The organism is Pedobacter sp. AC464 (genome assembly GCF_979253075.1).
In genome coordinates this window covers 715,745-731,105 of sequence record NZ_CEEDBV010000001.1, presented here as the reverse complement: position 1 = coordinate 731,105, position 15,361 = coordinate 715,745, and the positions used below count along the sequence as shown (strand labels likewise).

The following is a 15,361-nucleotide window of genomic DNA, read 5'->3' as shown; positions in this document are numbered from 1 at the left end:
TAGTTTATATCGGTAAATTATATCTGTTAATTATCTGATTAGCGTTACTGTTCCTTTTTTCATTACTCTCGTTCCATCGTTTGATTCAATTTCGATCATGTAAACATAAACGCCACTTGGTTGTGCAACGCCTTTGTATGTTCCATCCCAGCCGGTAGTTGTAGAATTTACCTGATAAATTAATTGACCCCACTGTGTGTAAATGCTCATTTTAACCGATGCGATTGTAGTACCGTAAACTAAGAATACATCATTTTTACCGTCATTATTTGGAGTAAATGCATTAGGAATGTAAATGTCGTTTCCTATCGGATTTGATGCTTTTCCTGTTACCGGGATTGAATTTGCACTGGTTTGACAACCAATCTGGCCGAGCGCTCTAACCAGGATTACAGCACCTTGATCAGGTTTTAAACCTGTAACCACATGACTTGTTGAAGCGGCACCATTTGATGGCGATTGCCAGCTTAAGCCATTATCCATAGATACCTCGTATCCTGTAGCATTAGCAACCGGATTCCACGCAAAGGTTACGCTAGCAGGTGTAGTTGTTTGCACCCTGACAACTGGCGCAGCCAAAACCGGCAGAACGGTAACCGTTGTAGCAGTTCGGGTGGCACTGCTACAACCCGCTGCACTTACGCTTTCCACGTAAAAAATAGTTGTTGTGGTAAGCGCCGGAGTTATAAAACTTGTACCCTGACCCAAAACTGTACCGCCAGAACTAACGTTGTACCACCGGTAAGTTAAACCTGCATCAGGAGAACTTACATTTAGTATTGTTGTGCTTCCTGAGCAGATAAGGCCGTTTGTGGCACTAACCAGAAGTGGTGCAACTGGCAGCGGCGAAACGGTAATTGCAACCGGCGTACGGTTAGCCGATGTACAGGTTCCGGATACCGCTTCTACATAATAGGTTACGTTGCCAGATAAAGCAGGTGTTGTAAATGTACTTCCGCTGCCTACAATGGCTCCGCCTGTGAGTGTTGTGTACCAGTTGTAGGTAACGCCTGGTTGCGTATTTGTAACGGAAAGTGTAGCGGTACTTCCGGCACAGGCACTTACTGAGTTGCTTGCAACAATTGGTACAAATGGTTGCGGATTTACGGTTACCATAACCATTGTTCTTGCCGATGAACTCACACAGCCGCCAGCACCAATTGCTTCTACATAATAACTTACAGAACCATTTAATACACCCGTTGTGAAGCTTGTACCGGTTGTTAAAAGATTTCCTCCGGAAACGGCATCGTACCATTGGTAAGTTACACCCGCCTGAGGATTCTGAATGTTCAACGTTGTTGCATTACCCGAACAAACAGTAGTTCCAGCGGCTGCGATTACCGGATTTGCAGGCGCAGCGTTTACCGTTACCGTTACTATTTTCGCAGTTGATGCTGCATTTTCACATTTATTATCGCCCCGAACGGTTACGTAATATGTAGTGTTCGTTGTTAATGCTGGGGTATTAAATACTGCACCAACAAAAGCAACATTTGTTAAAGCGGCGTCGCTGTACCAGGTAAATACTGGATTGGTTACCGTTGTTGAGCTAGCCGTTAACACTGCTGAAGAAGCAGCGCAGGCATTTGTATTTCCGGCTACGATTATATCTGTTGTGGTTGCCAGTGGATTAACATTTACAGTAACTACTTTAGCATCCGCCGCAGCGTTTTCACATTTATTTGTGCCCTTAACGGTAACATAAAAACTTGTGGTGGTTGTTACCGAAACGTTGTAAGTTGGACCAGTAAACACCGGAACAGTTAGCGATGCATCGCTATACCAGGTAAATACCGGTTGTGTTACTGTAACGCTCGATGCCATTAAGGTTGCAGAATTACCCGAACAAATGTTTAAGTTGTTCAAAGTGATGTCGGCGGCCGTAGCATAATCCTTAACAGTAACCGTTACAACCTTCGCGTCGGCCGGTGCGTTTGCACAACTATTATCGCCTTTTACAGTTACATAATAAGTTGTTGTAACAGCTAAAGCAGGTGTTGTAAATGAAGAGCCAACATACGCTACATTCGTTAAAGCAGCATCTGTGTACCAGGTAAACACCGGATTGGTAACTGTACCAGAAGATGCAGATAAAGCTGCTGTAGAATTTTTGCAGATGATATTCAACCCGGTCACGTTAATATCTGCCGCAGTTGATAGCGCATTTATATTTACCAATACGGCTTTCGCTGTGGCCGGCGAATTTTCACATCTGCCATCACCCTTTACAGTTACGTAATAAATTTTTTCGGCTGATAAAGATGGCGTTTGGAATGAAGCACCAGTGAATGCTACACTGGTTAAAGCCGCATCATTATACCAGGTAAACACAGCGTTTGGAATAGCAGAACTTGCTACCAACGTGGTCGATGAACCTGCACAAATTGTACTGGCGCCGGTAACATTGATATCTGAAGCGGTAGCAACAGGGTTAATGCTAATTAACACCACTGCTGCATTACCTGAGGTGTTCGCACAGCGATTACTTCCGCTAACAGTAACATAATAATTTGTATTGCCTGAAATTTGAGGTGTGGTAAATGCAGGACCAACAAATAACTGGTTGGTTAAAGCGGCATCGCCATACCACGTAAATACCGGATTGGTTACCGTTGTACTGCTCGCGGTTAATATTGTGGTTCCGGCTGTACACAAAGATGTATTGCCTGTAATGCTGATATCTGATGCCAAAGCATTTGGATTTACGGTAATGGTTACCGGTATTCTAACCGCATTAGAGCAACCTGAAGCCGATGACGCTTCCACATAATAAACATAAGTACCTGCCGCTAAACTTGCGCTCGTTGTAAATGTATTACTGTTGCTTACCAGTAAAGTACCTCCTGTTGCTGCATCATACCACTTATAAATTATTCCTGCAACAGGTTGTACACTTAAGGTAACAGGCGAATTTAAGCAGGTTGACGCAGGATTCGTTGTAGCGGTAACAGGAACTGCAGGAGGTGCAGAAACGGTAACGACAACTTTTACAGGCGCAGATTCGCAACCATTGTTACCTGTAGCGGTTACAAAGAAATCATAAGTTCCGGCGGCAAGTGTTGGATCCGTTAAAAACGTTACGCCATCTTTATTGGCCTGATAAACTGTTCCCTGATACCATTTGTAAGTTGTATTTGGTTTAGGGTTGTTTACCGTTAAAACAGCCGACGAACCTAAACAAGCAGTAGCGCTCGCAACACTTACTTCAGGGGCTGCAATAGAACGCTGCGCATAATTAAAGTCAATAGAATTTAGTATACCCACCAATCCGGAACTCAGCCTTAATTCTACACCATCAAACTGCTTGGCAGGAACAAAAATTAAAGTTGCTTCGCTGCCGTTATTAGCTAAATTAAGCTGAATAAGCTGGCTGTTTAATGTTACACCATCATTATTACTGGTGCTTCCGCTATAGGTTGTTAAAGTAATATTTGGAAGTACAGCTGCAGATAATAAATTACCTGGTGATGAAATTTTTATTCTTAAAGTATCTCCAACGTTTGATAAGCCGCCAGTGAAAGCTAAGCGATGATAAACTGAGGTATTCAAAATTCCGGCAGGAATAAACAGGGTCGACCCGGTGTTTAAATCGCTATCTGTAGCAGAGCCTTGATTATAGACTGCGGCTCCGATATTTACTCCATCTACTCCGGTAGCTGCTGTTACGGTAGCAATTCCGCATGGCGTAGTGCCTGGCGTTGCCGGTGTTACAACAACAGTTACCTGAACAGGTGTGCTTGTACCACATCCTGAAACGGTCGTTGTTACATAATAAGTTGTATTTGCTGCTAATACTGGTGTTAGAAATGTGTTGCCGGTATTTACCAAATTGAGCATTCCGGAATCGCTGTACCAGTTAATTGTCGCACCAACAATTGATGTTGTTGCAGTAAGAAACGCACGTGTACCTGAAACAATTGTTGCAGATGCCGGTGTAATTACAGGCGCATCAGGGATTGCCCCGATATTTACCGTAGCCGTAGCTCTGGCTGATGCTGTTCCGCAGCTGTTTACGGCCTCTACGGTATAGGTAGTGCTTGTTAATGGCGTAACGGTTAAAGTTGTCCCGTCGGCTCCAGCACTGTTACCATTTACATCGAACCACCTGTAGACTATTCCGTTAACAGGATTTTTAACCTGTAACACGATGGAACTTCCAGCACAAGCGCTCACGGTTGGAGCCAATAATTCTGGCGTGGCAGGCAATGGTTGAACGGTAACATCGACTGCTGTTTTAGCGCTTACGCAGCCTGAGGCAGAAACTATTGCTACATAAAATCTAGTATCAGCAGTTAAAACTGCGGTTGTGTAAGTAGGCCCATCTGCCAAAACATTTTGAGCTGCATCAAACCATCTGTAAGTTACACCCGCAACAGGATTTAAAACCGACAATGTTGTTGTTAAACCAGCGCAACCCGAAACGCTTGCAGAAGCTACCTTCGGTGCTAATATAGCACGCTGCATATAGTTAAGGTCTACAGAGGTTAACGCTCCCAACACCCCTGAATTTAAACTTAATCTTGCGCCGTCGAATTGACTGGTAGGAATCAGGGTAATCAGGGCCTGAGTGTTATCGTTCAAAAGCCTAACGTTAAGTAGCCCGCTATTTAAAAGTACAGCATCATTATTCGAATTTGCACCGTTGTAAGTGGTAATCGAAATATTATTTAACACGCCTACTGAAGCCAGGCTTTGTGGGAATGAAACTAATACCTTCAATGTATCCCCAACGTTAGACAAACTTCCAAAATATAAGTTTTGATAAACGGTTGCGCCAATCGCACCTACCGGCATAACGAGTGAGGATGCAGTTTGCGCATCGTTATCAATTGCTAAACCAGCATTGAAAACACCGGCAAGCAAAGCCACTCCCGAAACGCCGTTGGTTTGAGTTGCGGCAGCTTCACAAGGTATTATAGTTGGCGTACCAGTACCATTTATGGTTATTGTAACCTGTACTCTGCTAGAAGATGCACAGCCAGATACCGAAACAGATTCGACATAGTAGCTGGTGGTTGTTGTTATTGGAGGCGTTACAAAAGTTGAACCCGAGAAAACTGGTGTTGTGGATGATTGTGAATCGTACCAGTTAAAGGTAACGCCGCTTTCATTTGAACTTGCGGTTAACGTTGCGGTTTGACCAGCGTTTACGTTCAATGATGAAGCTGTTACTGTCGGAATTGCCGGTCTTGGAGTTACTGTTACTGCTGCAGGAACTCTGCTTGGACTAACGCAACTTCCGTTGGCAGCTTCGAGAAAATAAGTTATATCAGCATTCAAAGCTGGCGTTACAAAAGTACTTCCGGTAAAGAGTAAAGTACCACCCGTAGCCGCCGAATACCATCTGTATGTTTGTGCAGGGTCTGGATTGCTTACAGATAAAGTTGCTGATGAGCCGATGCAGGCATTCGCAATCGGTGCTAATACAGGTAAAGCCACGGCCGGTGTTACCGTTACAACAACCGGTAATCGGGTTGTATTTACACAATTTCCGTTTGTAACTTCAATATAATAGGTAGTTGTCGCATTTAGGGTTGGCGTTGTAAACGTTCCGCCGGATGCAAGCAGATTTCCGCCGGTTGGCGCATCAAACCAGCTTAAAGATGTGCCTCCATTTGCTGTTGCTGAAAGTGTTGCTGTAGTTCCTGAACAAATTGTTTGAGAACCACTTGTAAGCGTTGGATTTGGATAAATAACAGTTGCTCCATAAATATCAAGGCTGCTAACCGCTGAAACCAAACCACCGAAACGCACTTCCACCCTGTCGTAAGCGCCACCAGCTGCAAGTGTAGCAGTAAATCTGCTTCCACCTAAAAGCGCTAGTTTAAGTGTTGATGAATTTAACTGGTTGCTGGAAACAATTGTCTGCCCGTTCATAACATTTACGGTTACATTGCTCAAGAGTGATAAATCCAGCAATCCGGTTGGCAAACCCAGATCTAATCGGATACTGTCCGTTGCTACCCCTGCTGAAGGAAATATCAGTTGTTGATATCCTGTTGAGGATACGCCAACTGCCAGACTAATTCTTGTAAAATTATTTGGATTTACATCGGTAGAATTTCCGGCACCACTAATACTGCATAACAGGCAAATACCAGTGATTCCTGTATTTTGATTGTTCGCAGTGTTACAAGCGGTATTTCCGCCTCCGCTGATAACGGTAACGGTTACCGGAACCCTCGCTTCACTTACACAACCATTTGCATTTGTGGTTTCAACATAATAGGTGGTTGTGGCTGTTAATGCAGGCGTGGTAAAGTTAGAGCCTGTGGCCAATGGGGCTCCTCCTGTGGCTGCAGCGTACCATTTTATCGAGTTACCGGCATCGGCTGTTGCCGACAATACCGTACTCTGACCCGAATTTACAACCTGGTTATTGGTGGTTACAACCGCTGGATTTGCCGGTGGGTTAACCGTAACGTTAACCGCTGTTCTGGTGCTGACTGCAGTTCCTGAAATTGCTTCAACATAAAGAGTAGTTGAAGAATTAATGGCTGGTGTAACAAAAACACCCGAATTGTTTGTTACAAGTGGTGTGCTACCTGTTGCACCATACCAATTATAAGTAACACCAGTTTGCAGATTGCCAACTGTCAAAGTAGCCGAACTTCCTGCGCAAACAGCTACACTGGCTACAACAGGCTGGTTTACATTGATCACAATTGTGTAATCTGTATTAACCTTATTGTTATTGGCGTCTGTTCCGCTTAAAGAAACCACATAGGTTCCTCCTAGTGTCGGCGTGCCCGTAATTTCCCTGGTAACGGTATTAAAACTTAATCCCGGAGGCAGGTTACTTGCAATGTAGGTATATGGTGGAGTACCGCCGGTTACTGGTGGCAAAGTCTGCGTTGAATAAGCGGTTCCAACAACACCGCTTGGTAAGGTTGCTGTCGGCAGCGATAGAACGCCCGAGACGCTCAACGGATAAGTGTTAGAGGCCGTTCTTCCCTGACTATCTGTGGCAGTTACAGAAATGGTATAATTTCCCGCCTGAGTTGGTGTTCCAATTATTTCTCTTGTGGTGGCATTAAATGTTAGTCCGGGAGGAATTCCGGTTGCCTGGTAAGTATAAGGCCCAACCCCACCTGTTGCCGATGGAATGGTTTGAGCTGGATAGGCAGTTCCGGCTGTGCCACTGGCAAGGGTTGCGGCTGGTAATAAAAACGGATCAATTACAGCAATACTATAATTTGTACTTACAGTTTTGCCGTCAGCATCTGTAGCGGTCACCGGGAAGGTAAAAGTTCCGGAAGAAGTTGGCGTTCCTGTAATCTCTCTTGTTGCTGGGTTAAAACCTAGTCCCGGAGGCAGATTAACAGATGTGTAAGTATAAGGACCCGTACCACCTGTTGCACCTGGAATAATTTGTGGTGTATAAACCTGACCTGTTGCACCATTTGCCAGCGTGGCAGGAGGTAGTAATAATGGATCAGTAATTTTCACAGAATAAAGTGTTGTTACGCTACTCCCGTTCGCGTCTGTTACCGTTACCGGGATATCATAATTACCAGCTTGTGTTGGTGTTCCGGTAATTTCCCGGGTTGCAGGATTAAAAGTTAAACCTGGAGGCAGATTAACCGCTGTATACGCATAAGGACCTGTGCCGCCGGTTGCAGAAGGGATTGTTTGCGCAGGATACGAAGTACCTGTTACGCCAGCAGGTAAAGGTGCAGTTGTGAGCGCAAGTGCGTCAGTAACTGTGAGCGTATAATTAGAAATCGCTGTGCAGCCTTTGGCATCGGTAGCGGTTACCGAAAAGGTATAATTACCGCTAAGTGATGGCGTTCCGGAAATTGCGCCTGCAGAAGAAAGGCTTAAGCCAGAAGGCAACGTGCTACCGCTGCTTAAGGCATAAGTAAAAGCAGGTGTTCCGCCGGTGGCTGCATCAATTTGTTTCGTATACGAAGAGCCAACAGCAGCATTGGAAAGTGTTGTTGTGTTAAAGGTAATCGCCGGGTTTACGGTAACATTAACCGGAACCCTTACCGACTCTTCTGTGCAACCCAAACGCCTGGCAGCTACATAATAAACCTTATTGGCTGATAGTGCTGGCGTGGTGAATGTACCATTATAAGCGGTTGTGGCTAAAGCAGTTCCTCCTTCAATTACATCATACCAGCGCAACTCGTTTGTGTTTGGAGTTGTAGCAGCTAAAGTTGCAGGAGCGTTAAAACATGTTGCCACATTATTGCTAGCAGGTAAAACGAATGTTGGTCTGCCTGCCGACTTCGTTAGTCCGTAAATCCGGATTGTTTGCGTTAAATTTGCATTTAGCAGAGATGACAGTGTCACACTTACCCTGTCAAAAGGAACGCCTGGCGAAAATGGCACGGTAACTGGCTGGCCGTTGGTTAACAGTGCAAGCAAATCAACATTTAGAAGTGCCGAGGCGGAAGCTGAGTATACCGAATTGCTGCCGCTATATGCTGTAACGGTAATCCTGTTTAACACCCCTGCAGTTAACAACGCAGAAGAAGTACTAAATCTCAAATTGAAATCGTCGCCTGCATTTGATCGTGTACTAAAATAAAAATTCTGGGTAATTGAACCGGCCACACCCAGTGCACCTAAGCTTAATTCCGAATAATTTGTGGCGCTTGCATCTATGGCGTAACTTGGATTGGTTACACCGGCTTTACCTAAACCTAAAGCATCTACAGTTAAGCCGTTACCTTCAAAATCGGTCGCAAATGCAGGCGAACAGGCATCGACGCCAGATGTGTAAAAAGCATTAAAAACTTTTGTATTGTTTAATGTACCTAATAATAAAGCGCTTGTTGCATCACGAACGTAAACCCTGTCGTAAGCTTGTGACGGCCTTAACGCAAAGTAGAAAAAGCCCTGCCCGTCTCTAATCAACCGTAAGTTTGGCGATGTAAAAGACCCGGTACTTGAACCGCTAAGAACAGTTGTTCCGCCAGCATTTCTTGCCCCCGCTTCGATGGAGTGGTTACCCAAAGCAACACCTCCTACCACGCCAGAAAGCAGACCACCCAGGTTACCGCCAAGTAACTGGTTTAGCAAAGTTGGATCGGCATCGATCCTAATAAATGATGTTGTGCCCGCAGGAAGCGTATTTGGAAACTTCAATTCAATCTCGCCCACATAAGCGCCTATTCCGAGTGCTAAACCTCCCGAAGATTTTACCGTTGCAAAAGTGGTTTCATCAGCCGTTGTTGCGTTTATAGCATTATCGACTGTGGGTGTATCAAAACATCCGAAGGCATTAAGTAAGCCACAGCCCGTTAAAGAAGATTGGCCGTTGGCGCTAACTTTACTTACCGTATTTGCATAAATTTTTGTTTGGGCATACGATTCAGTGTTTGTAAGCGTTAGTAATGAGATGATTGCAACTAGTTGGATAATGCAAAATTTCCCGAAACGGGATTGAAGGGTAGCGAATTTCATCATATCAAGCGTTATTAGGTTTGATTCTTCGAATCTCAATAGCACATCCCTCTAAAGGGTGGTTTGGCATTCGTTGTCAAATCTACGTTAGCATATTGCAATAGGATTTATCCATTGTTGTTCATTGTTTTTCAGAATTTTTCATTCATTTTGTTCATAGGAACTTTGTTACGTAAATGATTTCTGCTAATGCATAATTTTGGTGACATTAGCTTTTTATCCTCTAAAATGAATACAAACGAATTGCTCTCCCAGCTCAGGAAATTCGTTCTTATAAAATCGGGTTTGAGAAATATAGACCCGGGACATTGTAAGACGATATCTGAACTCGTATTTAAGGAAACAAAAAACTACGTTAGCGAAACCACCGTTAAACGCTTCTTTGGTTTTGCCCAAACTTTGCATAAATTTTCCCTCTTTACTTTAAACAGTCTTGCCCAGTATATCGGCTACACCGATTGGGATTCATTTTGTAAAGACAAGAAAAATCAAATCGAAGATGTAAATGATGTCTGGTCTGACCTCAAGATAAGATGTCAGGCGGTTACGGATATATCGCTTATCGCGAAAAAAAATAATTCGGGCGTCCCCTTCATCGCCACAGCGAACAGAAGTTTTTTATACGCTGATTTCGACTACTTTTTAAATAAACCTTACCAGTTTACAACTATTAATGCGCAACCTGGTCAGGGGAAATCGATTTTTATAGCGCATTTGGTAGAGCATTTTTTCTATAGTGAACACGCCATTTACAAAAACGACATCGTTCTGTTAATTAATTCAGGAACGATAAATGAAATTATTCAGAACGATTTATCGTTAAAGGAATGGTTTCTAAAAGAGTTTAAATTTGCTGGTATATCAGAACTTATTGCCTATTTCAAAAGAAACCCGAGAGAACGAAAGGGTCGCTTTGTTTTAATTATTGATGGAACAGACCACTTCTTATCAAAAAATAAATATTTTGAAGTTTTCACTGATTTTCTATTCAGTGTTGCGGAATGCGATTTCCTGAAGATTGTTATTGGGTTGAGGGTAAATACTTGGATTAATATGCAACCAGCCATTACGGGCTCTGCATTTTTAACCAAATCGTGGTACAAAGGTTTGTTTTTCGATGATGAAAATGGCACAAATGTACCGCTGTTAAACCAAGAGGAGATTTTCTATACGCTCAGCCACATAGAAGGAAGAAAAATCGATGAGGGGGATTTACATCCGGGGCTTATTAAGCAATTTTCAACTCCATTCTGGCTGCAGGTTTATTTTAAATTAAAACAGGAGCATACCACCATAAGGCTTGATAATTACCTGTTATGCCTCGAACTGATAAACTATTTTTTGGAGAAGAAAATATTTTTGTCAAAAAACAGTACTGAGAAAATTTTCATCCTGAAGCAAGTCAGCAATTCCATTTCTAAAGGGAATGTTTGTCACCGCGTTGCCAAAGAGAAACTCTTAAATTACATTTCAAGCTATCCGGAAGCTTATCAGGAGTTGATTTATGACGGGATTCTTATCGAAGAAAAAAGATTAACAACATCGATTCCAACGGAAATAATCAAGTTTTTAAACGATGATTTATACACCTATTTTCTGTTCATGGAGCTTACCGAAAAAGTAAACTTTAAGCCAGACAAGGCTTTTTTTGAAGAAATTTTGAGTGTTTACGAATTGGAGCCGGAGCTAAGGGCACTTATGCTAAACTGGAGCATCCGTTTCTGTCTGAACAGAAATGAAATTCAGGCGCTTAAACATATTTTTAGGCTACCATTCAGTAATGATGAAAAAAACAATGCGTTTGATTTTATTTGCGATGTGGCGCTGTTTGAGCTGGAGAAGGGAGACGGAAATTTTAACGCCCAGACTATTGATATACATTTCATAGATATTTTAGTTTTAGGAAAGCTTGTTAGTAAAAACTACAAGGAAACGATAAAAAGAATTTCTGAGAAAGTTTTTAAAGAAGAAATTCAAATTTTGCTGAACGTTATTGAATGCAGCGTTTGTGTGATAGATATGGACAGAAATGCCCTAACTAAGAACATGAACGTTTTAAAAAGACACAGCAAAACCATGCAGGATATGTTTCCAATAAATCCTTATGACTTAATTCTGTATTTATCTAACGTACTGAACAATAAGCTTAACAAGAGCAAAACACTTGATGCAAAGATTTTACACCTGTGTGAAGAAATATATAACAGTGAGCCTAGAAGAAATGAGGAAATTACAAGTGTAGAAATTATAACTTATAGATTGGTTGTTTTAGTACTATTTACCAATAGAAGTTATGAAGAGTGCGGGCGGTTTTTACAAGCGATTATAACCAAATATCCAAAAATTTTTTACTTGCGATCGTCTATATTCTCGTCGTTTCTGTTGATATTTTCTGTTCAAATCTGCATCAAACTGAATCAGCACAAACAGGCGCAGCGTTTAATAAAATACCTCGATAAACTCATTAATGAAAGCAATACCTATTACACGCCATATATAAAATCTGCATACCATATTGCAAAAGCAAACTTTCTTAACCAAACCAAAAATTATGAAGGTGCCTTAACAGAAATAGATAAAGGACTGAATATTACAAATACTAACGAGCTTTATGTTTCTGAAATTGCCCTTCGCTTAGTTAAAATAGATGCGCTTAAGCGCTCCAATAAAACCGAGAGTATTAATCAAAACATTAAAGATCTACTCAACTTTTTACAGGCTCGCAATTTAAATATGCCCGATTTTTCAAACGTAAACAGCAGCGACTTTGATCACACTTTCAGTATTCTTAAATCTTACAAACAAACCTGAGTTTAGTTACATTTGATTTATAATGAGCTGTATTCCAACTGCAACCAGGCCTGCATTTCCCAACTCTATATCAAAACTTACGGTTGCTCCTTTTATACTCTGCAACATATTTCTTTCAAATTCAAAAGGAATTTCCTGATCATTCTCATCAGTAATAATCCCTCTTCCATCATTTTCTATCGATGTGATAGTACCTTTCCTAAGCATACAACAAAAGCTAAATTGTAATTTGGCGCAATAATAAAAATAATTGTAATATTAATTTGTATACGCTATAATACAACTCACAACTTTTTTGATTAAAGGATCAGGTGAATTATTTGGCAATAATACAAACAAAGCCCTTTGCTTTTCAGCTGAAGGGCTACTTAAAACTTAATCAATCCTTCAAAATTACGAACTGACTAAATTCTTACAGCATAATAACGGATTGTTATACAGATAGTTTTATTTTTTTTAAAAAACTTTTATAGGGATTTTTTTTCGAATTATTAAACCTTAAATGGTTTTATAGGTTTTTTAAGTACATCTAGTAAACAAAAACATGAAAGAAGAAAATAAAATTAGCAGACGCAAGGCAATAGGAAGCCTTGGTCTTGGCTTGGCTGCTGTGGCCGCTACCCCGGTTTTTGATGCCTCGGCCAGAACCGGAGCATTTTCTGTTGCTGCAGATGGCTTGGTGGATCCGACAACAAAATATCCAAGGCCGCCATTTCAACACGTTAACGCACCCTGGCCTGCGCTTACCAGCGAGATGAACCCAAAACCAGATCATGGCGAAACCACTTACAAAGGCTCTGGTCGGTTGGCAGGCAGAAAAGCCCTGATTACGGGAGGAGATTCGGGTATGGGACGGGCTGCAGCAATTGCGTATGCCCGTGAAGGTGCAGATGTTGCGATAAATTACCTGCCAAGAGAAGAGCCCGATGCCAGAGAAGTTGTTGAATTAATTAAAAAAGCCGGCAGAAAAGCGGTTGCTATTCCCGGCGATATACGTGACGAATCTTTCTGCAAAAGACTGGTGGATGAAGCTGCAAAGAGTTTAGGCGGACTTGATATTCTGGTAAGCAACGCAGCCAGACAGCAAACGCACGATTCGATTATGGATATTACAAGTGAGCAGTTCGACTGGACAATTAAAACAAATATTTATGCACCATTCTGGATTATAAAGGCAGCACTTCCCTACTTAAAACCCGGGTCGTCTATCATTGGCACTACGTCTGTTCAGGCAACAGATCCATCTGGCAATTTATATGATTACGCCCAAACCAAGGCCGCAACAACTAACTACGTTAAATCGCTGGCGAAACAACTGGGACCAAAAGGAATACGGGTGAATGGTGTAGCGCCAGGTCCTATCTGGACGCCATTACAAATGGGAGGCGGCTCAACGCCAGAAAAGTTAAAAGAGTTTGGTAAAGAAACACCGCTAGGCAGACCAGGGCAGCCTGCAGAGTTGGCCTCTATTTATGTGCAACTCGCTGCAAATGATGCAAGTTTTTCTACCGGACAAATATATGGTGCTGCTGGTGGCAGTGGCCAGCCTTAGCATTAACGTGCCGCTTAAAGCGGCACGTTAACTATTTTACGGCAACAAGGTATTCTGGGTCCTCCATAATATTAACATCAATAACGGCTTCTGCATTTTTTAAAAGCAGCCTACAATCATTGCTCAGGTGCTTTAAATGCAACGTTTTTCCAACGCTAGCATATCGTTCTGTGAGTTTATTTAACGCGTCAATTCCGCTCATATCAGCAACCCTGCTTTCCTTAAAATCAATAACCACCTCGTCAGGGTCTTTGGCGATGTCGAACTTTTCATTAAATGCAGTTACGGATGCAAAAAATAGCGGACCGTAGATTTCATAGTGTTTTACGCCTGCATCATTCAGGTATTTCCGGGCCCTAATTCGCTTTGCGCTTTCCCATGCAAAAACTAAAGCTGAGATAATTACACCAATTAGAACTGCCAGTGCAAGGTTATGCAGAAAAATTGTGATGGCGGCAACGATGATGCCAGTGAAGATATCTTGTTTAGGCATTTTATTTATAATTCTAAAGCTAACCCATTCAAAAGTACCAATCGCAACCATTATCATTACGCCGGTAAGTGCCGCCATGGGTACACGCTCGATTATTGGCGCCCCAAAAAGTATAATCAACAAAATTGTCAACGAAGCTATAATACCTGATAATCTCGCTCTTGCGCCCGCCGATAAATTGACAAGTGTCTGGGCAATCATGGGGCAACCTCCCATCCCAAAGAAAAACCCGTTAACAATATTTGCAGTACCCTGAGCAACGCATTCTCTGTTGCCATTCCCTTTTGTAGCGGTTATTTCATCAACAAGATTAAGCGTAAGCAGCCCTTCAGTTAAACCTACGCCCGCCATAATAATTGCGTAAGGAAAAATTATTTTAAGCGTATCAAAATCGAAAGGAATTTTCGGAATGTGAAATGGAGGAAACCCACCGCTAACAGAGGCGATATCTTTAACAGTTTTGGTATCTACGTTAAAGAAAAAGACGATAAGGAAAACAACAATAATTGCGACTAATGATGGTGGAACTGCCTTCGTGATTTTTGGCAGCAAGACAACAATTGCGATGGTTAACAAAACCAAACCGAGCATGATAAACAATGCCGGACCCGCAAGCCAGCTAACCTGACCGTTTACAACGGTTTTAAACTGTTGCAGCTGCGCCATAAAAATGATAACAGCAAGTCCGTTAACGAAACCATACATAACCGGTTGTGGAACAAGCCTGATAAATTTTCCTAGCTTGAACAGCCCAATTATGATTTGTATTGCCCCAGCTAAAATAACTGCAGCAAACACATAATCAAGTCCGTGAGATTTCATCAAAGCAATTAACACAATAACAGTGGCTCCTGCCCCGCCGGAAATGAGACCTGGCCGCCCCCCAAAAATGGATGTGATGAGGCCCATTATGAACGCCGCATACAAACCAACAAGTGGCGGAAAACCAGCCAGAATTGCAAAGGACAAAGATTCCGGCATCATCGTCATTGCCACCGTTAAACCCGCGAGGATTTCATTTTTGTAATTAACTTTTTGTTTAAAATCAAACAAATTAAGGTACGATTTCATAGAAGCTACAAAGATAA

5 protein-coding genes are annotated in these 15,361 nt (G+C 42.2%); 2 read left to right on the top strand and 3 right to left on the bottom strand.

The annotated features are described in order from the left end of the window. Positions 1-30: 30 nt before the first annotated feature. A complete protein-coding gene (locus tag AC0IWT_RS03105) occupies positions 31-9,420 on the bottom strand; it encodes an Ig-like domain-containing protein (RefSeq protein WP_471795937.1) in 9,390 nt (3,129 codons plus the stop codon). 225 nt (positions 9,421-9,645) lie between these two features. Between AC0IWT_RS03105 and AC0IWT_RS03100 the strand changes: the two genes are divergently transcribed. Further along, positions 9,646-12,228: a hypothetical protein gene (locus AC0IWT_RS03100; RefSeq protein WP_471795936.1), complete on the top strand. Its 2,583-nt coding sequence runs from the start codon at positions 9,646-9,648 to the stop codon at positions 12,226-12,228. Positions 12,229-12,234: 6 nt separating this feature from the next. On the opposite strand, the gene AC0IWT_RS03095 is transcribed toward AC0IWT_RS03100, so the two are convergent. Then, positions 12,235-12,435, bottom strand: a complete 201-nt coding sequence (locus AC0IWT_RS03095) for a hypothetical protein (RefSeq protein ID WP_056872178.1) — start codon at positions 12,433-12,435, stop codon at positions 12,235-12,237. Between the two features lie 337 nt (positions 12,436-12,772). Here AC0IWT_RS03095 and AC0IWT_RS03090 point away from each other — a divergent pair, with 337 nt between their 5' ends. Further along, positions 12,773-13,780 carry an SDR family oxidoreductase gene (locus AC0IWT_RS03090; protein ID WP_056872177.1) on the top strand — a complete coding sequence of 336 codons (1,008 nt, stop codon included), beginning with the start codon at positions 12,773-12,775 and terminating at the stop codon, positions 13,778-13,780. A 31-nt stretch (positions 13,781-13,811) separates the two neighbouring features. Here AC0IWT_RS03090 and AC0IWT_RS03085 read toward each other — a convergent pair whose 3' ends face one another. Next, entirely contained in the window at positions 13,812-15,344 is a 1,533-nt protein-coding gene (locus tag AC0IWT_RS03085; protein WP_471795935.1) for a SulP family inorganic anion transporter, read from the bottom strand. Positions 15,345-15,361 lie beyond the last annotated feature (17 nt).